General features: G+C 53.9%; 16 protein-coding genes and 1 pseudogene. 4 read left to right on the top strand and 13 right to left on the bottom strand.

From position 1 onward, the window contains the following. Positions 1-76: 76 nt before the first annotated feature. Positions 77-856, bottom strand: coding sequence for a Cof-type HAD-IIB family hydrolase (locus CGZ75_RS20930; RefSeq protein ID WP_089526214.1), 780 nt, complete (start codon positions 854-856; stop codon positions 77-79). 68 nt (positions 857-924) lie between these two features. On the opposite strand from CGZ75_RS20930, the gene CGZ75_RS24830 reads away from it, so the two are divergent. Beyond that, positions 925-1,146, top strand: a complete 222-nt coding sequence (locus CGZ75_RS24830; protein ID WP_176444945.1) for a hypothetical protein — start codon at positions 925-927, stop codon at positions 1,144-1,146. Between the two features lie 57 nt (positions 1,147-1,203). Here CGZ75_RS24830 and CGZ75_RS24825 read toward each other — a convergent pair whose 3' ends face one another. The 6 genes from CGZ75_RS24825 to CGZ75_RS20905 all read right to left on the bottom strand — a co-directional run bounded on the left by CGZ75_RS24825 (position 1,204) and on the right by CGZ75_RS20905 (position 6,187). After that, the gene (locus CGZ75_RS24825) at positions 1,204-1,398 is read right to left on the bottom strand and encodes a hypothetical protein (RefSeq protein WP_141136852.1); all 195 of its coding nucleotides are present in this window, start codon (positions 1,396-1,398) and stop codon (positions 1,204-1,206) included. Continuing rightward, positions 1,395-1,823 carry an acyl-CoA thioesterase gene (locus CGZ75_RS20925; RefSeq protein WP_089526213.1) on the bottom strand — a complete coding sequence of 143 codons (429 nt, stop codon included), beginning with the start codon at positions 1,821-1,823 and terminating at the stop codon, positions 1,395-1,397. The genes CGZ75_RS24825 and CGZ75_RS20925 overlap by 4 nt, the downstream gene beginning before the upstream one ends. 78 nt (positions 1,824-1,901) lie before the next feature. After that, positions 1,902-2,090, bottom strand: coding sequence for a hypothetical protein (locus CGZ75_RS20920; protein WP_089526212.1), 189 nt, complete (start codon positions 2,088-2,090; stop codon positions 1,902-1,904). After that, positions 2,087-3,241: a DUF4062 domain-containing protein gene (locus tag CGZ75_RS20915; RefSeq protein WP_176444944.1), complete on the bottom strand. Its 1,155-nt coding sequence runs from the start codon at positions 3,239-3,241 to the stop codon at positions 2,087-2,089. The genes CGZ75_RS20920 and CGZ75_RS20915 overlap by 4 nt, the downstream gene beginning before the upstream one ends. 164 nt (positions 3,242-3,405) lie before the next feature. Continuing rightward, a complete protein-coding gene (locus CGZ75_RS20910; RefSeq protein WP_089526210.1) occupies positions 3,406-4,686 on the bottom strand; it encodes an MFS transporter in 1,281 nt (426 codons plus the stop codon). Between the two features lie 256 nt (positions 4,687-4,942). After that, a complete protein-coding gene (locus tag CGZ75_RS20905; RefSeq protein WP_089526209.1) occupies positions 4,943-6,187 on the bottom strand; it encodes a multidrug effflux MFS transporter in 1,245 nt (414 codons plus the stop codon). Between the two features lie 444 nt (positions 6,188-6,631). Between CGZ75_RS20905 and CGZ75_RS20900 the strand changes: the two genes are divergently transcribed. Next, the gene (locus CGZ75_RS20900; RefSeq protein WP_089526208.1) at positions 6,632-7,312 is read left to right on the top strand and encodes a hypothetical protein; all 681 of its coding nucleotides are present in this window, start codon (positions 6,632-6,634) and stop codon (positions 7,310-7,312) included. Between the two features lie 45 nt (positions 7,313-7,357). On the opposite strand, the gene CGZ75_RS20895 is transcribed toward CGZ75_RS20900, so the two are convergent. From CGZ75_RS20895 to CGZ75_RS20870, 6 genes and pseudogenes are all read right to left on the bottom strand, one after another. Continuing rightward, a complete protein-coding gene (locus CGZ75_RS20895; protein ID WP_245851015.1) occupies positions 7,358-8,437 on the bottom strand; it encodes an ABC transporter substrate-binding protein in 1,080 nt (359 codons plus the stop codon). A gap of 116 nt (positions 8,438-8,553) precedes the next feature. Further along, complete coding sequence (locus tag CGZ75_RS20890; RefSeq protein WP_176444943.1) at positions 8,554-10,191, bottom strand: helix-turn-helix domain-containing protein; 1,638 nt, start codon at positions 10,189-10,191, stop codon at positions 8,554-8,556. Between the two features lie 205 nt (positions 10,192-10,396). Then, the gene (locus tag CGZ75_RS20885; RefSeq protein ID WP_089526205.1) at positions 10,397-11,473 is read right to left on the bottom strand and encodes an ABC transporter substrate-binding protein; all 1,077 of its coding nucleotides are present in this window, start codon (positions 11,471-11,473) and stop codon (positions 10,397-10,399) included. Then, positions 11,470-12,318 carry an ABC transporter permease gene (locus CGZ75_RS20880; protein WP_089526204.1) on the bottom strand — a complete coding sequence of 283 codons (849 nt, stop codon included), beginning with the start codon at positions 12,316-12,318 and terminating at the stop codon, positions 11,470-11,472. Before CGZ75_RS20880 ends, CGZ75_RS20885 begins: the two co-directional genes overlap by 4 nt. After that, positions 12,315-13,079 (bottom strand): ABC transporter permease, encoded by a 765-nt coding sequence (locus tag CGZ75_RS20875; RefSeq protein ID WP_425436557.1) that lies wholly within the window; start codon positions 13,077-13,079, stop codon positions 12,315-12,317. The genes CGZ75_RS20880 and CGZ75_RS20875 overlap by 4 nt, the downstream gene beginning before the upstream one ends. A gap of 209 nt (positions 13,080-13,288) precedes the next feature. Then, a pseudogene (locus CGZ75_RS20870) lies at positions 13,289-14,386 on the bottom strand (ABC transporter ATP-binding protein); the annotation flags it as partial. A 404-nt stretch (positions 14,387-14,790) separates the two neighbouring features. Between CGZ75_RS20870 and CGZ75_RS20865 the strand changes: the two are divergent. Both CGZ75_RS20865 and CGZ75_RS20860 read left to right on the top strand, forming a co-directional pair. Continuing rightward, positions 14,791-16,692 carry a C40 family peptidase gene (locus tag CGZ75_RS20865; protein ID WP_089526201.1) on the top strand — a complete coding sequence of 634 codons (1,902 nt, stop codon included), beginning with the start codon at positions 14,791-14,793 and terminating at the stop codon, positions 16,690-16,692. Between the two features lie 385 nt (positions 16,693-17,077). Continuing rightward, on the top strand, positions 17,078-18,571 hold the full coding sequence (locus tag CGZ75_RS20860; protein WP_089526200.1) for a hypothetical protein: 1,494 nt from the start codon (positions 17,078-17,080) through the stop codon (positions 18,569-18,571). Positions 18,572-18,619: the final 48 nt, after the last annotated feature.

Genomic DNA, 18,619 nt, shown 5'->3' with positions numbered 1-18,619 from the left:
GCGAAATAAGCTCTCTCAGTTCCGTAAGGATGTTCGTGGACAAGCAGAAGCGCTAGTGTTGAAGCGAAGCGATAGGTTACAGCAGTCCGACAAGTTCCAGCCCGTGACGGATACCATCTTCAGTTACATCCTTCGTCACATGTTTGGCGGCTTTCTGCACCGTCTCGATTGCATTACCCATCGCCACACTGTTGTGCACGGACTGCAGCATTTCGATGTCGTTCAAGCCGTCGCCAAATGCATACACATCTTCTGGACGCACGCCGGCGCGACGAACGAATTCTTCAATACCCTGTGCTTTGGAACCGCCCAGTGGCAGCACGTCCATAGAGAACTGATGCCAGCGGATGAAGCCGAGATTCGGGAATGCCTCACGATAGCCCTTCTCGTCGCCGATCGTGCAGAACAACAGGCACTGATAAATCTCGCGGCCCAGGTAAAACTCCTTGTCCCATTCCATGACCTTATTCTTCAACGATAACGAAGCCATGCTCGCTTCGATATAGTCATGGCGCTCGATATTCGCTTTCATCGTTACATCGTTCATGTATACAATCGGGTGATCCAGCTCAGCCGCACGGTCCGTAATCTGCTGGAGCAACTCCGGCTGGATCGGATTTCGCACGATGACTTCACCTTTGCGGACTGCGAATTGGCCATTGTAGCTTATAAAAGAGTCGATGCCCAGCTCCTCGCGAATCTCCTTGAACATGAAAGGACCTCGTCCCGTAGCGATGGCCACCTCGTGTCCGGCATCCTGCAGCTCACGTACCGCCTGTTTCGCCGAAGCCGGAATCCGCTTGTCATGATCCAGAAGTGTACCGTCTACATCAAAAAAAATAAGTTTGCCCGTCATAGTGAGAATTCCCCTTTTCCTTATGTCTGAATGAATTGTTTTACTTTGTTCGGGTTGCGCGGCCTCGAATGTGCGTTCCAAGTAGCTTTGGCTACTTGCTTACGGCTGCGCGGCCTGAAACTCGCTTCTCAAGTAGCTTCGACTACTTGCTTCGGGCTTTTCGGTCTGGGGCTCGCCTTTCAAGTAGCTTCGACTACTTGCTTCGGGCTTTTTCGCCCGGGGCTCGCCTTTCAAGTAGCTTTGACTACTTGCTTCAGGCTTTTTGGCCCGCGGCTTCGCCTTTCAAGTAGCTTTGACTACTTGCTTCAGGCTTTTTCGCCCGGGGCTCGCCTTTCAAGTAGCTTTGACTACTTGCTTCGGGCTTTTCGGTCTGGGGCATCGCCTTTCAAGTAGCTTTGGCTACTTGCTTCAGGCTTTTTCGCCCGGGGCTCGCCTTTCAAGTAGCTTCGACTACTTGCTTCCAACCACGAGGCTCTGCACTCGCTTCTCAAGTAGCTTCGACTACTTGATCCCAACCGCACAGCCCAGATCCCGCCTTTCAAGTAGCTTCCGCTACTTGATCCTCATGCCCGCCGCGCTCCAGAACCTCGCGCAGCCGCTGAGGCAGCTCGCGGCTACGCCGCTCGACCGAGTCCATGCAAACGCAGGTCACTTCCGCATCGGCGCGAACCACGCCCTTGCTGTCCAGCAGCTCCTGCTTCAGCGCATAGCTTGTACGACCCGCGCGCAGCGGTTCGGTACGCACGATGAGCCGCTCTCCTTGTACGCATTCGCGGCGATAGTTCACATTGATGTTAACTGTCACCGTCTGTATTCCCATTTCCAGAAACGCGGCATAATCAAGACCGGCACTCTCATACCAGTCTTCCCGGCCCCATTCCAAATACTCCAAATATTTAGCGTTGTTCACATGCCCGTTCACGTCGATCTCGGTAGAGCGGACGACCAGCTCAAGCCTGGATTCCATCCCATTGCCCCCTGACTTCCTCATCTGCCAACCCGATACGCAACAAAAAATCCGCCCAAGGACGGATTAATGGAAGCGCTACCGACGGGTCGCCTCGGCGAGCCTTGTTCGGATTAGCTTAATATTCTGCTGTAATGCGGAGCGCTGCTCTTGCAACAGATCCTCCGAGGTCATACCGTGCGGTGCGAACAAAAGCGCGTCTCTGGGCTGCAGCCCGGATGCTTCGCTGACACGGCCGTTCTTGGATACCCATATGCCGTTCTTCATGCCCTCATCCCTCCCAGCAATAAGCGAACTAGCTTCACCAATCTCGTGTTTGGTCCTATTATAGCACTAACAACACTGTCTTTGTAGCGGATATAGCGGAGTTGATCCCAGGAAGATCCTGCCGGAAAATGAAAAGTCGCCACAAAAGGTCCGCTTCTGACGCAGTAAAAAAATTTCTGCCCTGACTCCGTGTAATAGACCTGCTCTGCGCGCGGTCCCATGGCGTAAGTCAGAGCGATATAGGAACTTTGGTCGTTCAGCGCAAAGCTCCGCACAGCGGAAGCCCGTCCACAGCAGGAGATGAAACGCATCGAATCGCCATCCCGCCGATACAACGAGGCCGCGTTGCAAGCTTCATAGCTGCCAACGGTTTCTCGGTTCCAACGTCCATAACGATGCTCAATCGTTCGACCTTGCAGCCGCTCGCGGATCGTGTTCAGCCACACCTTCCAATCATGCGGCGGTTCAAGCGTCACTTGTGGGAGTAAAGCCGCGAGCAAATCAAAACTCGTTTCGGCCTCCTCAAGCCTATTGCTATTCTCAGCAATCGTCGGCTCAAGCGGCAGAAGCAGCAGCCCTCGGCGCAACAGGTCACTGAAATAACCTCTCCAATCCGTCTCGACGCCTCGCGCCAGATCTTCCACGTATATGCCCCGCTGGCGAATATCATGCAGAAGCAACCAGACATAGGGATCGATGTGAGGGGGCGCTTCCTGGCAGGAGCGCAGAAAATCCAGTGCCTGCATAGGAGCCGGATAACTACCGCTCTCCTGCACTGTATGTGCTATGTATTCATCTAGTTTCCAGGCGATGCCGGAAAAGAAAATAGCCTTTGTCTCCGCATCTGCCCAGACTAACACCGTTTTGCCCTTATCAACCGCACGAATGAACTCCGAATGAGTCACCGTCACGCCTGCGGCGGCATCGAAAGTTCCGCCCCTCGTACCGATGAACAGCAGGTAGAGATCGGACTGCTCCACAGCCTCCAAGCATTTTTCAACCGGATTCTGGTAAGACGGCCACGGCCCCAAATTCTCTTCCCACATCAGAGGTTCATGGCCGAGTCCCTCTAATACGCGGAACACGCTGCGTCGCAGCGGCTTCAGGCCGTCCTCGTTCACCGAACTGATAAATACCCTCGCCTTGGCCATGCTCCGCTCCCCCATCCGCTCCGTTACTTAAACGAGGCTAGAGCAAATTTTCTGCCGCTAACCTCATTCAATTTATTTCCTTATTGTACCATATCTCAATAGGAAAGCGGACGACCTTCCGTGCAGCTCTTATAGTTGAGGAAAAAGAAGCTCCATTTCAAGAATCAGGCTCCCAAACTCACGCCTTGCTTTGTCTGGCCTTGAGCACTTTCTTCCTGACGAGCGAATCTCGGCAGTGTCAAAACATAAATCAGAGAAGTCAGGAACAACAAAACGGCAATGAATATATAAAGTCCGAGCAGGGTGAAAGAGGACGGATACAACCAAGCAATCAAGCCCAGCATAAGCGTTTGCCCAGCCATCATAACGGGATCGATCCAAGCGGAAACCCTGCCCATTTTATGAGGTTCGACCAGCTTAGGCAACCATCCACCGATAGCCATATTGAGCGGAGCCAAAATACAGGCTGTGACGAAGGCTAAAACCAAGTAGGCCCAAGGAGAGGATGTGAAACCGAGCAAGAGGATTAAGAAGCCGGTCAAAAATAAACTGCTGATCAGAATTTGATAGAGCTTGAATTTTTCCACCAGCTTGGAACCGAGAGCACTCCCAACGACGAAACCTGCACCAAGAAACACCGAGTAGAGCGAAACAAAAAAGGGATATTTGTCAGGAGCCAAATCATATTTCATGGTGAGCATCGGAAGCATCGTGAAGGAACCGCCGATTAGGCCGAACAAAACGAAGCCGCTGATCAGGGACAAGAGAAGTTTGTTGCTGACAATATAGTGGAAGCCGTCTCGGAAATCTCCCCAGATTGATTTCATTTTGAGTGAGGAAAACGAGGTGGGGCCATTAGGTAGCCTGACTTGGACCGGTACACTAACGGAACGCACCAACAGAGCCGTAATGAGGAAGCCAATCGCATCAATTGTTACAGCCCCGAGCACGCCGACCGAATGATAAACAAGAGCTCCGAGTCCCGTACCGAACAGGGTGAAAACCCCATTTAAAGATTGGTTGAGGCCAGCTGCCTTTACATACTGGTCTTCTCTTAATAACCCTTGGATCATAGCGCTTTCAGCTGGGAAATAAAACTTGGTTACCGCGCTGCGCAGAAACAGCAGCAGGAACACAATCGGGATCCATACATTTGCGGCCAGAGCAGCCAGCATAAGGATTGAGAGTACGGCTCGAATCCATCCGGTATTCTCAGCAATGCGCTTTCGGTCGAAGCGGTCGGCAAACACGCCGATGAAGAGGAAAACAAGAACCGTTGGGGCCGAGTATAACATTTCGGCAATAGAAGCATAGGCCGGCTGACTGGAGAAGCGGTCTAGGAGATAAAAAGCGAATGCCATCGCGCCGATCGTAGAAGAAAGCTGCGAACTGACTGTAGCAAAAAATAGCCGGGTAAAGGCGCGGTTACGGAACAATTCCATCATAACTTTCAAACCATCCTTTCATAATCGGACTCGTTTGGTTAATTTGTATGTTAAGTATAGGATGGTTTGCAGGCATGCTTAAGGGGCGCGAGATTGAACTTGCCCTCCAACCGAAGTCGGCCCGCGATCTCATCCTGTAGCAGGATAAGTTCCGTTTTCTGGATGTTTTTAGCGGCAAAGGTTGCGACAGATGCGAGTTGTTGCACAAAAAAACGACGCCCAAAGGCGCCGCTAGATCATCACTTTATGGCATTGCTCACTGCCGGGCCGTTTTCTGGCGGCCGAGCAGCAGGAACATCGAGGCCAGCGCCAGTACATGCGCGCAGGCGATAACTAGTGCAAGAGGCAGCGCACTACCGCTACCGCCAAGTCCAGAGAGCGGCGAGAGCAGCGCGCCGACGAGGAATTGCAGCATTCCGAGCAGTGCCGAGGCGCTGCCTGCGGCACTGCCGGCATTTTCCATCGCTAGCGATGAAGCACAGGTGCCGACGATACCAACGCTGGACACAACGATGAATAACGAGACAAGCACGGCCCATAGTCCGACATCCAGCAGTGCAGACAGCAGCAGCGAAACGCCCCCGCACAGTGCAATCAGAACACCGATTCGGAACAGTCTCTCCGTGCTATAACGCAGCGCCAGTCTGCCGGTCAGCTGTGATGCAAGGATGATGCCGACGCCATTCGCAGCGAAAATAAAGCCATACGTAGAAGCAGAAACATCATATACACCTTGAAGCACGAAGGATGACCCCGAAATATACGCAAACATAGCGCCGGAAACAAGACTCATCGTCAAGACAACACCCATGAAGGAGCGGTCCTTTATGAACAAGCCGAAGTTGCCTACCGTCCCTTTCAGTCCTCCGGTGACGCGGCGCTCTTTTGGCAGTGTTTCAGGCAGCGCAATCATAGCCGATACGAATAAAACAACACCAAGCAGCGCCAGGAAAACGAATGTTCCACGCCAGCTCACGAACCGTAACAGTTGTGCGCCGAAGATCGGTGCTAATATAGGCGCCGCGCCGTTGATAAGCATGAGCTGGGCAAAAAAGCGCGTCATCTCTTTGCCGGAATACAAGTCGCGGACGACCGCGCGCGCGATGACGATACCGGCTGCACCGGAAAGCCCCTGTACGAGGCGGCATACTAGCAGCATGGCGATCGAGCTGCTGAATGCGCTAAACAGCGAAGCCGCTGCATAGATTCCGAGCGAAACGAGCAGCGGTCCTCGGCGGCCTCTAGCATCGCTGAGCGGTCCAGCCAGCAATTGGCCGAGCGCCAGACCGATCAGGCAAGCGGTCAAGCTCAGTTGACCGAGCGAGTCCGTCGCGCCAAGCTCCCGAGTCAGTTCTGGCAGCGCAGGCAGATACATATCCAGCGAAAATGGGCCGATGGCCGTAAGCGAACCGAGCATGATGGCCAGCCCCCAACGGCGGGCCGCTGGCGCAGGGGATGCCGACTCCACGCCGTCTGCTGTATTAGAAGATGATGATGACATGTTCCGTTACCTCGTTTCTCTCGTCCATTAATTACTCCAGACTATATCCTACCTCAATCGGATGATGTCGCCAACCAGCCTTATTCATCTTATATAGCTTGGTATAAATCTATGAATTAGGGGAGAGACTGCATAGTAGGACGGCTCCCTTTGCTTTGCAGCTCTGAAATGGTTAGTTTCCTACTTACCATTTTAACCTGCGAGAAAAAGCAACTATGGGAGCTGTCCTTCTTTGTATTCGGTCCGGTAATCCCATTCCACCGCAAAAAGCTTGCTTCCCCGCTGAATGGGCAGGGAGCAAGCTTTTTTCGTTAGGCGGTGGTGGTAAAGCTACCGGTCTTCGTGGCCATTAAAACCATTTGACGCATCAAGGCGTTCAATACTAGAAATAATTTCATCAAATCAATCCATACCAGCAAAGGTTACAAAGGGGAGTTTCTCATCATGAGTCCGATGTTTTTTATCCTCATCTTCGTTGCAGTTATCCTGCTGCTCGTCGCGGCAGCAAACTGGCTCCTCTTCCGCTTGCTGCATCTGCATGATCTCAAAAGAGAACCTTCAGACGGCGAAAACAGTCGACTGCCCGGTTTTGCCAGGACGCTGCTGATTATAAGTCCTTCATTTATCGCTATTCTTTTGTTTCTTCTTCTTGGCTTCGCCGTGTTATGGCATTTTCTGTTCCAATTTATCCTTGCTACAGACGACAACCCGGCCAAGCCGAAGGACATCAAATTCAGCGTAAGCCAGCAAAAAGCAAAGTATGAAATCCGCTTCCAATGGATTCGCCAGTGGGATTCTGACAACAGCGGACAGGATCACATCCTGTTTTACCTGCCTTATGGAACAAAACCGCTCGAAGCCCAGCCGCAGCCGCTGCAAGAAAACTCGGTAACAAGCTATTTGCGCAGCAGCATTTCCAGCTATTTAAAATCGTCGCCGGATGCTCCAGAAGGCGCTCCTGCTTATATGATTCCCGTCAACGCGCGGCAGCCGGAAACGGTTTCCTTCTCCTTTCCGCCGGGGACGGACGTCCAAAAGGTACGACTGTATTACGCACACGGAAACGAAATGGATACCGGCCACAAACTCTGGTTCAAGGAGATCCCTCTTCCTCTCGACGACTAAATCACTAAGTCACTGAGCCGCCGACAGCTCTCATCTACTCCGGACTTAATTTGCAGGGGCGAGCCAATTGGCCAGCTCTTCCGTCTGGGAAAGTACGGCAATGGGATCATAGTACCAAGAGCGCTCTTCCTTCCAAACATAAACCTTTCCGTTCTTGAAGGCAGGCAGCGTGCTCCACAGTGGATCCTTGTTCAGTTCTTCCAGTGTTCGGCTGTTTGAGGTAATGATTAAGTAGTCGCCAGCGTACTCCGCAACCATTTCCTGACTTAGCTCAGCCCACTGCTTTTCCATGATCACTCCCGCCACTTTGGCAGGAGGCTTACGACCCAGCGCCTGATAGATCGGCTGTCCGCCCCGGCCGAAGTTGTCTCCATACGTATATATCGTTTTATCCGCAATTTCAAGGATCGAGAAGCTCGCTCCTGCCGGTACAGCCTTATCCACCCGCTCTTTGGCAGCAGCAATGCGAGCATCATAATTTTTCAGCCAAGCTTCTGCTTCCTCTTGCTTGCCAAGCAGCTCTCCAAAATAGGTCAACTCCTCATGCGCATTTTTCAGATTACCGTAAGGAACAACGACCGTTGGCGCGATTTTGCTCAATTGAGCATAATTGTCGCTGCTCGAGGAAAGGATCAGGTCTGGATTCAGCTCAACGATTTTCTCAAGGTTCATCTTGCCATAGGTTCCCGTATCCGCAACTCCTTTAAGCGCGTCCTTAAAGTAGAGGTTTTGCAGCGTCAGTCCAGGCGCTCCGACCGGAATGACTCCCAGCGGGATCAAGCTGCCCAAATATTCCTCCGCTACAATTCGTTTCGGATTTACGGGGACTTCGATTTCGCCGCTTACGGTTTTTATTTTTTTAAACTCGGACGATTCAGCCGCCGGGGACGGAGATGGTGACACTCCTGCTTCTCCAGCATTCGTTGCTCCTCCCGCATTCGCCGCCTGATTACTTCCATTCGTTGCGCTATTTGTTGTCGCCGTCTGGTTAGCTCCATTCGTTGTCGAATCCGAGCCGCCTCCGCATGCAGTAAGCACGATAAGCAGCAGCGCACAGCCAAGCAGCAGCATTGTTCGTCCTGTTCTACTCCTTGTTTTCGCTGCTTGACCCAATCGCTTCTTCATATCCATAAGCCCCCATGTCTAACTGATATTGATTCTCAATTAAGGGTACACAGCTCGGCAGCCTTTGACCATGCCTGTCCATGATAAGACAGGATGGACTTTTGTGATCCGATGGATTAGAGCAATGTCCTTTTCAGGACGCGAAGCTGCTCCCGACTGGACAGGGGATCATACCCGTGGAACAGATCCGCCGCCTCCAGCAAATGGGCATTGCCGGCTCTCACCGCTTCCAGACCGAGCCACTGCTCCGAGCGAAAAATGTCCCCTAGCTTGCGAGCCGCTTGCCTACAGCTAGGAGGTCCCGTAATGATAATAAAATCCGCATCGTATTGAGCGATGTCTTCTATTGTTATTTCCACAAAACCTGTCCGTTCCGCACCTAACTCCAGCAAAGCCTGAGGCATCCGCAAGCCGAGCTCTCCATACAAAAGCTGCCCTCCCCTTCCATGACTTGCGGCGATCGCGTACGCTTTATTGTCACGACCGATCTCCCAGATGACCGCGCTTCGCGCCGTTCCATAACGCTGCGATAATCGATGACGCAAGTGATCGGCTGCTTCACCGATTGGTCCGAGCAGTTCCTCCGCTTGACTGCGACGCCCGATAATATCGGCAATTAGGCGGAACTGGCTTTGCCAACTCATTCGGAGATGTGACAGCTGCACAACAGGAGCAAGCTCGAGCAGCCTGCCCGCGGGTTCGGACAGCTCATAGCTCAAAATGACATCCGGCTGTTCGCTTGAAGCCCGCATTTTTTCCAGTCCTTGAAGCCCTTCCAGTCCATCAAGCCCTTCCCGTCCTGCCAGCAGCTGATCCGCAGAGTGATTCGCCCGCGCTCCCTGCGACCCGGCGAACCAATCGGAGAATACACCCCACTGCGGCTCAACACCCAGCGCCCATAGAGAAGCGCTGTGGTTGATGTTCAGCGCCGCCGTACGTAAGACAGATTTCCTGTAGCGGGAAGGGGACATGCCTGTTACTTGCTTAAATTTCCGGCTCAAATACAAGCCTTCACTATACCCGACCTCACGCGCGACTTGGTTCAAAGTGCTCCCCTGTCCCGACAGCAGCAGCTCTTGAGCACGGCGCACGCGCAGCAGCGACAGATAATTAGTCAAAGTCGATCCTGTCCAGGCGCGGAAACAACGAGAGTAATGCTCCGGGCTGACCCCAGCCCGCCTGGCCAGCAGATCGCGGCTCAGTTCCCCCTGATAATGGGCCTGAATATAGGCAAGGCTATCTTCCATCCATGCTTCCAGTCCCTTATCGTTTCGCTCAGCCGCCTCATACACACGGCGCATCAGTTCGACGAATAATGCCTGAAGCTGCCACGGCTGCTGCCGGGTCAAGCTCCAGCCGTGAAGCAGCTGCCTGGCCGCTGCAAGCAAACCTTCGTCCGCCTGTTTGAGCCGTAGTCCGCTCTGCGACACATGCAAACCATCAAAGCTATCCGAGCCATACAGCTCCAGCTCAAGAAGCATACCTTCTGTTGCAAGAGGCGCGGTCGCCTCAAGCCTAATAGGACGCCCGGGCGGAAGCAGCAACAGTTCGCCAGCCTCCAGCCTAAGTGGCATATTCACTATCCCATCATCTTCTTCTGCATATTGCAGCTGTAAACTGCCTCGCCATAAGACAAAAAGCAGGCTGCATGAACCCTGATCACCCGCTTCCAGTTCCTTTCCCTCCAGCTTATGCAAGCGAGTCGGCATACCGAGCAGCGTTCCAGACGGAGGAGAAGTTAAACCTGCTTCCATTGAACAACCTCCTCGTGAATTCCTATTTGAGTCATTATTATTTCCCAATTGATAATCATTCTCAATATTATCCCAGCCCCTTTTCGCTTTGTCAACGCGGCTCATCTTTTGACAGCTAGGATGCGCTCTGGAAAAAGAAAACGCCGCAACAGCGGGATGGCTGTTGCGGCGTCGCTATGCGGATGGGGCTACGACCCGCCCCCGCTTACTTTCGATGCATTTTAAACTCTAGGAACAGCTCGTTGTAATGCGACAACATGCGCTTGCCGAGGTTGTTATAAACCTCAAGCCGCGAGGTCAGTTGAGCCGGCGGATAGAAGCGCTCATCGGAGGAAATCTCCTCCGGAAGCAACGGAATTGCATCCTTATTCGGCGTGGAGTAACCGACGTACTCGGCATTTTGGGCAGCATTTGCGGGATCAAGCATGAAGTTCATGAACTTATGTGCTCCATCCAGATTGCTCGCCGTCCGGGGAATGACCATGTTGTCAAACCAAACGTTGGACCCTTCCTTAGGGATTACATAGTCGAGCTTATCGTTCTCGTCCATGATCTCTGCGGCATCGCCCGACCAGACCACTCCAGCAGCGGCTTCCTCGCCTGCTAGCAGCATCTTGATCTCGTCGCCAACGATCGCTTTCACATTGGGCGTGAGCGTTTGTAGCTTGGCTAACGTTTCCTGCAGATGAGCTTCATTCGTATCGTTAAGCGAGTAGCCGAGACTGTTGAGTCCAAAGCCGATCACCTCGCGAGCTCCATCGACCAACATAAGGCTGTTGCCAAGCCGCGGGTCCCACAGATCATCCCAGCTGTCAAACGTCAATCCCTCGGGCACAAGCTCCGGATTGAATACAACGCCTACCGTGCCCCAGAAGTAAGGCACGGAATACTTATTGCCCTTGTCGAAGCCCAGATCCAGGAAGCGTTCGTCGATATGCTTCAGATTGGGCAGCTTGGCTTGATCCAGCGGGAGCAACAGGTTTTCCTGCCTCATTTTGTCAATCGCATACTCCGAGGGCATCGCTACATCATAGGTCGTGCCGCCCTGCTGGATTTTGGTCATCATCGCTTCATTGGAGTCGAACGTCTGGTAGATAACCGTAATGCCCGTTTCCTTCTGGAACTTCTCGAGCAGCTCGGGATCAACATAGTCGCCCCAATTGTAAATCGTCAGCGTATTAGAGCCGGAATAACCCTCGCTGGTATTAAGATAAGTAGCCAGGTAGAGGCAGCCGAGGGCAGCCACGAGAATTGCCGCGAACGAACGAATCAGGCTTTTCATCGCGCTCCCCCCTTTCCGGCTCCGGCGGCTGATCCGCCGCGTCCCGCAGCAGACTGCGCACCTGTTGCGCTGCGCCGGGTAATGAAATAATACCCCACTACGAGCAGAGTCGTGAATAGGAAGATCAGCGTGGACAGAGCATTAATCGACAGTGAGATGCCCTGCCGGGCGCGTGAATAGATTTCCACCGAGAGGGTGGAGTAGCCGTTGCCCGTCACGAAGAACGTCACGGCGAAGTCATCCAACGAGTAGGTCAGCGCCATGAAAAAGCCAGCGAATATACCCGGGCGGATGAACGGCAGCACAACACCAGTCAACACCTGCCAGCGATTAGCGCCGAGATCGCGCGCCGCATCGATGAGCGAAGTGCTCATCTCTTGCAGCTTAGGCAGCACCATCAGAACAACGATCGGTACGCTGAACGCGATATGCGACAGCAGCACGGAGATGAAACCGAGCTTGATGCCGATCATCGTGAACATGATCAGAAACGAAGCACCGATAATCACATCAGGGCTGACGATCAGCACGTTGTTGAAGCTGAGCAGCGTGTTTTTGGTGCGCCGGCGGCGCACCTCATAAATCGCCAGTGCACCCATTACGCCGAGCACTGTGGACAGCAGCCCCGACAACAGGGCGATAACGAGCGTATTCAACACGATGATCAGCAGACGGGTATCGGCGAATACTTCGCGGTACCAGTCCAGCGTGAAACCTTCGTAGCCGTGCATAGTGCCGCCGCTGTTGAACGAATAGAACATCAGATAGAAAATTGGCGCATACATAACCGCGAATACAGCGATTAGGTACAGATGGGACCAGCGCCATTTGCGGGCTTCGATCATCTAGATCCCGCCTTTCTCTGTCCGGCTGCAAACATGATCAGCACCATGACGATGATCAGGAACACGGCAATTGTCGAGCCCATGCCCCAGTCCTGCGTCACGAGAAAATGCTGCTCGATCGCCGTGCCGAGCGTAATAACCCGGTTGCCGGCGACGAGCCGCGTAATCATGAACAGCGACAGCGCGGGGATGAACACCGCCTGGCAGCCCGCTTTTACACCATCAAGCGTCAGCGGGAACACAACTCTGCGGAACGTCGTCCACGCGGAAGCACCGAGATCGCGCGCAGCGAACACGAGCGATGGATTCAGCTCCTCAAGCGCGTTGAAGATCGGCAGGATCATGAACGGAATGAAAATATAAACCGACACAAACACAAAGCTGAAGTCGGTGAACAGAATTTGCTGTGTGCCGATGCCGATCCATTCCAAAAACTTGTTGATCGCACCGTATGTGCCAAAAATGCCGAGAAACGCGTACACTTTGAGCAGCAAATTGATCCAGGTCGGCAAAATGATGAGCAGCAGCCATAACTGTTTATGTTTTGTCCGCGTCAACAGCCAAGCCGCCGGATAGGCAATCAAAAGGGAGAACAATGTGATTAGAAAAGCGTACCAAAACGAGCTGAACGTCATCCGCAAGTAAACCGGCGTGAAGAAGCGCGCGTAGTTGTCCAGCGTCAATGAGCCCTCGACGTCGAAGAACGACCGGTACGCAATCAGCGCGATCGGCGCCGCCACGAACAGGATGATCCACAGCATATAGGGTACGAGGAAAAAGTTGCGGCTCCGAACGGGCACTAGCTATTCCCTCCCGGCCGGCCCGTCTGAGCGGAAGACGGTCCAGTCATCGGCCCGCTGTCACTGCGGGATGGCTCCTTCGCAGCTCCGGCCGCGCCTAGATCGGTTGTCTGAACTCGGGCCGTGCTGGCCCCCTGGGAAATGGAACTATTTGTATCCAGCTCCTCTTCCTCGTCCAGTTCCCCGTACGCCTCCAGACGGCGGTCAAAGTCCTCTTCGGACTCACCAAAGCGCATGACGTGAATCGCCTCTGAGTCGAAGTCCAAGCCGATGACTTCGCCTACGATCGCTTTGCGCGTCGAATGGACCATCCACTCGTTGCCAGCGTCATCCATGCAAATGATCTCGTAATGAACGCCGCGGAACAACTGTGTGTCCACCGTTGCCGAAAGCTTGCCAGCTCCCGCAGGAGTGATCTGCAAATCCTCGGGACGCAGTACAACCTCAACCGGCTCCCCTCGCCGCAGCCCTCCGTCCACGCATTCAAACGCCTTGCCCGCGAATTCCACGCGGAAGTCTTCCAGCATCCGCCCAGGCACAATATTCGACTCCCCGATAAAGTCCGCCACAAAGCGGTTGATCGGCTCATCGTAAATATCCGTCGGTGTTCCGCTCTGCTCGATGTTGCCCCTGTTGAGCACGAAAATCTCGTCCGACATGGCGAGAGCTTCTTCCTGATCATGCGTAACAAAAATAAACGTAATACCAAGCCGCCGCTGCAGCTCTCTGAGCTCGTATTGCATCTCCGTGCGCAGCTTGAGGTCAAGCGCTGACAGCGGTTCGTCGAGCAGCAGCAGCTTCGGCTCGTTGACGATCGCCCTGGCGATCGCTACGCGCTGGCGCTGGCCGCCGGACATCTCGCGGATCTCCCGCTTTTCATAACCCTCTAAATTGACAAAGCGCAGTGCTTCCTTGACCTTTCTTTCGATATCGTCCTTTTTGAGCTTGCGGATGCGCAGGCCGAAGGCAACATTATCAAAAACGTTCAGATGCGGGAACAGCGCGTAGTCCTGAAAAACCGTATTGACCTGCCGCTTATTGGCGGGAACGTCATTAATAAGCTTGCCGTCCATGCGAATTTCTCCGCTTGTCGGCTCCATGAATCCGGCGATGAGCCGGAGAATGGTCGTTTTGCCGCAGCCTGACGGGCCCAGAAGCGTGTAGAATTTGCCTCGCTCAATGTCGAAAGAGACATCATTCAACACGGGAACCCCGTCTTCAAATTGCTTGGTTACTCCCCGGAATGAAATGACCGGTACCTGATTCATGCTGCAGTCTTACCTCCTCCTGCGGCCTGTCAATCCCTCCAAGCCAAGAAAATCCGGCAAGGAAGAGACGGGCCTATGTATTCCACCATTATAACCTAATCCGCCATCGCTGGAACTGTTTTTCCATGTAATTCTGTCTCGCTTTTTTGCGCCAATATGTCGCAAGTCCCACTCCTATAGACTCAGTTTTTCCATTAAACTTCTATTATCTTAGGAAAGAAAGGTCGTGGATTTATTTTAAAGACGAGATAAAGGACTTTAGATGCTGATTGAATTAAATCGATATAAAAGATTTCATGTGTCGCAAGTCCGATTAACACTAACTATTATCCTGTTATAATACGGGAGACTTTGGCGAATTTTGCCTATTCAATTGCACCTAGACTAGGACCAGGAGTGAGATCATGCGACGTTTGATATGGACCGGAACCGCTTTTGCCATGCTTGCAGCAGCAGGAGGAACCGTTTATGCGGAGCCCTCAAGACTTTCATCAGGAGCAAAAAACATTCCAGGACCGGACGCTCACGGCGCTTCATCCGCTCCCTATGCCGATGCCGATACAGCCCGCATACTGGCGGGCATGGCCCCATCAACAATAGCTCCAGCCGCAACGGGCGGCGGTACTGCCGATTCGTCGGCGGGGAAAACAACAGACGGAAACGTAAGCATTCTGTCAGCCGAATCCGACTCCCCCATCTCCGAAAAGGGACCGCTTAGCTTGCAAGCGCTCGGAGGAGCAATCGCCGATTACGCGCTCGACTATCTCGGCACGCCATATAAATATGGCGGAAGCTCTCCAGCAGGTTTGGATGCTTCCGGCTTCCTCTATTATATTTACCGCAATTCCGCCGCGGAGATTGAACTGCCCCGCACGATAGCGGAACAGTTCAAGAGCGGTTCGCCAGTTGGCGGACAGAGCCTGCTGCTCCCTGGCGACGCCGTCTTTTTCCATAATAACGGCTCTGTCAGCTTTGCTGGTATCTACATCGGCAACCGCGAGTTCGCGGCTGCCACAGTGGACGGCGTGAAGCTGTCCGCACTCAGCTCGCCTTATTGGCAGGAGCGTTATGCGGGAGCCCGCCGTATGACGGGAGGCTCCGCAGGAGACGGCGGGAATGCTGGGACGGGCAACGGTAACGTTGGCGGCGGCTCAGGCTCCAGTAATGGTAACGCCGGCAGCGGTTCGGGTTCCAGTAATGGTAATGCCGGCTCAGGCTCAGGTTCCGGGTCCAGCAACGGCAACGCCGGTGGTTCCGGCTCGAATGCAGGCTCGACGATGCACGCAACGACTTACTTTAAGGGCATAACGGGTTTTCTCTCGAAAGCGAAGCCCATTTTGTCCGCATCGACTTACAACCGTCTAGAAGAAAAGGCTAACCTCGCCTTCCAGCAGTACGAGCAGGGACGCTACACTGAGATGTTAGCCACTCATGAGGAAATTCTCGATTCTATCGAAGCGCTCTCCGCAACCGAGCTGAGCCGCATCGGCGTGAAGAGCGGCGAGATCTATGGCTCTTCTTTTTCCGTCGGCCTCTATGACATCACGGTTGATGGATTACTGAAGGCTCGCAAAGAAACGGGTTATGCGATGACATCCGCGCAGCAAACTGCCGCCGATCAGCTTTGGAAGCAGGTACGCTTGATCTATCCAAAGTCCTATCTGTCACTGGTGAAGCAGCTACGGCTTGAAGTTCATCGCGGCGGAATCTCCCGTGTCGAGACACTCGGCAAAGGTCAGGTCAGGCTCGTAATCGATCCCTCCGACCTCACTCCAACTGCGAAGGAAAAGACACGCTGGGCGCTCGTTCGCGAGCTTGGCAAGCTTGTCACCCAGCAAGGTCCGGCTGGAGCGGAGCTCGACCATATCGGCAGCGCATCCAGTGGACTAGATGGCGGCGGAGGGATGCTCGGTTCCGCATTCGCCGGTCCAGCCGCCGGCAGCAGCCAGTGGGCCTATTACCACAAGAACTCGCTCATGACCCGATTTTATACCAAGTTCTGGACGCCAGAGGTTATATCGGCGGCCCGCGCTGGCAAACCGATGACAACGTTATATACGAAGCTGTTCTTCCGCGAAGCAAGCGCCTATCAGGTACAGGAGGATATCGCCGATGCCTGGGCAGCCTTTGTACTGTACGACAAGCCGGTGAAGCCTGCTGACCGCAGGGACGAGAAGATGCTGTTCTTCTACTCAAGCTCGAATCTTACGGCTATTCGTACCCAGGCCCGCAGCGGCATGGGACTTACGAAGTCATATCCCAAAACAACAACCGTGACCGACCTGATCGGTCCGCGCACCTGGTAAAGCCTGCCCCTTTCGCCACTTTGGTGAAGGGGCTTTTTTTTGCCATACTGCAACGCTTTCACCACTTTGGCGAAGGGGCTTTTTTTTGCCTGCAGCGTCACTTTGCCGCCTTGACTTAGGGGCTTTAACTTGCTGGAAACGCCGCTATCATCGCCTTGGCGAGAGGGATTTCACTAGCCTACTGCGCCGCTTTCTCCGCTTTGCCGAGGCACCACCACTTTCTCCGCCGCCCTTCTTTTTCCAGCCCCGCCGGATGTCCCTTTCCAACCCGCTGACCGCTTCATATGGTAACAAATAGAAGTCTAAAGGCCGCTTCCAGTTGCCGGTCGCGCCTGAAGCGCAATGCCGCCGCGAAGTTTTCAAGCGAAAGGAAGGAAAGCAGCCAATGAATGGGTCGGACAGCATCATGACAGTATGGGCAGCCAAAGGGCTGAGGCAACTATTTTACGACCGCACATCAGAAACACCATTGGGTTGCTCCCTTATCGCAACCGCTCGCAAAGCTGGAATTTCCGTTCACGGAAGATCCAGTCTACTCGCGGCCCTCAGCGCCGCTGAGGGTTACGCGCTCGCTTCCGACGGCGTACCCTCGGCAGCAATCGGGACAAGCGCTGAGCTATCCCCCTCTGAGATCAGCGCCGTAGAAGGCTTTGCCTTATCCAGCCTCCCGCTGCTACTTATCAAACCAAGCGCAAGCCACGGCAAAGCCGATTCCACTGCGACAGTCCGCCAAAGCAGTTGCCCCTTCAAATGGACCACAGCGCTGGATGAAGAAGCGGCCAACCTGCTCCAGCTCGAGAAGGCCTATTATCTCGCAGCCGGAGGCGGGCGCCGAGGGCCTGTGCTCGTCGAGCTCTCACCACCACTTGTTTGCCGCAACTTGCAGCTTGCTTCCTCCTTCGGTGGATATGAGGAGAGTGAAGACTTTTTTCAACTGCTCGATTCCGAACCTCCGATCCACGACATAGAGCTAGACCGAATTATGAACGGCCTATACCGAGCCAAATGCCCGCTTCTTGTAGTTGGCGGCGGTGTCCGCCATTCTGGTGCCTCCGCCGAGTTGAAGCAGCTGATGCGACTCACCGGCATCCCGACAGCAGCTACACCAGGAGGACTTGATACACTTCCGACAGATGACAGGCAGAGCATTGGCCTGTTATTTCCCAATGCTCCGAATGCCCGAACAGTCGATTACGTGCTCACCCTCGGCTGCGAACAGCTCCCCTACCAAACGGCCGGCGCTTGCGTAGACATCCGCGTTTTACCACCCGGCAATCCGAATATGTTATGGATACAAAGCGACATCCGCCTGTTCCTGACCGCTCTCATCGCCCGCTGGGAAGCTCGTGGCTTGTCAATTCCCGTCGCTGCAAGCGCTAGTGAACTCAAGAAAAGTCGGGAAGCTTCTATTTCAAACTCCCTGATCGAGCCAAAAAAAAACGTCGCAGTATTCAAGGCATATGCTGTTTCAAAATCGCTGCCAGCAGCGATAAATGCCAATCCAGCTGTAATAAATACAAGCCCAGCAGCAATAAAAGCAAATTCAGCTCCGGTTCGCCGCTTCCCCGGAACTGTTTTGCTTGCCAGGCGGGAGCAGCCGGGCTTGCTTCCTCTTTTACAATCGCTCCGGCTGCAACAGGGTCAGCGTCTATTGCTCGTATCCGGTGCTTCCGGCTGCGAGTATGACGCAGCTCAAGGCGTCGCACAGGCTTTACCTGACGGGCATGTAACCTTACTTCTCCCGCCGGATACCACAATTTCCTCCTTCGGCATGCTGCAACCGCGCTTCGGCTCGGCATCTCCGAGGGACAGCGCATCGGCTATGCCATTTTTCCGGCTAGCGAACCGCCTCCCTGCTCCCGTCCGAACAAAAGCCTGAGCACTCCAACTGCTCGCAGCGGCACGCCTCAGGCGGACAGTTATGGTA

It is taken from the genome of Paenibacillus herberti (assembly GCF_002233675.1).
GTDB lineage: Bacteria > Bacillota > Bacilli > Paenibacillales > Paenibacillaceae > Paenibacillus_O > Paenibacillus_O herberti.
Note: the sequence above shows the minus strand (reverse complement) of the source record. Positions and strands in the feature narration are given on the sequence as shown.

What these genes read in the sequence shown, in the direction of transcription:
- CGZ75_RS20875 (WP_425436557.1), bottom strand. Translation starts at nt 13,079, where the DNA reads ATGCTGTGGATCATCCTGTTCGTGGCGGCGCCGATCGCGCTGATTGCG.
- CGZ75_RS20915 (WP_176444944.1), bottom strand. Translation starts at nt 3,241, where the DNA reads ATGGCCAAGGCGAGGGTATTTATCAGTTCGGTGAACGAGGACGGCCTG.
- CGZ75_RS24830 (WP_176444945.1), top strand. Translation starts at nt 925, where the DNA reads ATGTGCGTTCCAAGTAGCTTTGGCTACTTGCTTACGGCTGCGCGGCCT.
- CGZ75_RS20880 (WP_089526204.1), bottom strand. Translation starts at nt 12,318, where the DNA reads ATGATCGAAGCCCGCAAATGGCGCTGGTCCCATCTGTACCTAATCGCT.
- CGZ75_RS20930 (WP_089526214.1), bottom strand. Translation starts at nt 856, where the DNA reads ATGACGGGCAAACTTATTTTTTTTGATGTAGACGGTACACTTCTGGAT.
- CGZ75_RS20905 (WP_089526209.1), bottom strand. Translation starts at nt 6,187, where the DNA reads ATGTCATCATCATCTTCTAATACAGCAGACGGCGTGGAGTCGGCATCC.
- CGZ75_RS20885 (WP_089526205.1), bottom strand. Translation starts at nt 11,473, where the DNA reads ATGAAAAGCCTGATTCGTTCGTTCGCGGCAATTCTCGTGGCTGCCCTC.
- CGZ75_RS20895 (WP_245851015.1), bottom strand. Translation starts at nt 8,437, where the DNA reads ATGAAGAAGCGATTGGGTCAAGCAGCGAAAACAAGGAGTAGAACAGGA.
- CGZ75_RS20860 (WP_089526200.1), top strand. Translation starts at nt 17,078, where the DNA reads ATGAATGGGTCGGACAGCATCATGACAGTATGGGCAGCCAAAGGGCTG.
- CGZ75_RS20900 (WP_089526208.1), top strand. Translation starts at nt 6,632, where the DNA reads ATGAGTCCGATGTTTTTTATCCTCATCTTCGTTGCAGTTATCCTGCTG.
- CGZ75_RS20920 (WP_089526212.1), bottom strand. Translation starts at nt 2,090, where the DNA reads ATGAAGAACGGCATATGGGTATCCAAGAACGGCCGTGTCAGCGAAGCA.
- CGZ75_RS20865 (WP_089526201.1), top strand. Translation starts at nt 14,791, where the DNA reads ATGCGACGTTTGATATGGACCGGAACCGCTTTTGCCATGCTTGCAGCA.
- CGZ75_RS20890 (WP_176444943.1), bottom strand. Translation starts at nt 10,191, where the DNA reads ATGGAAGCAGGTTTAACTTCTCCTCCGTCTGGAACGCTGCTCGGTATG.
- CGZ75_RS20910 (WP_089526210.1), bottom strand. Translation starts at nt 4,686, where the DNA reads ATGATGGAATTGTTCCGTAACCGCGCCTTTACCCGGCTATTTTTTGCT.
- CGZ75_RS20925 (WP_089526213.1), bottom strand. Translation starts at nt 1,823, where the DNA reads ATGGAATCCAGGCTTGAGCTGGTCGTCCGCTCTACCGAGATCGACGTG.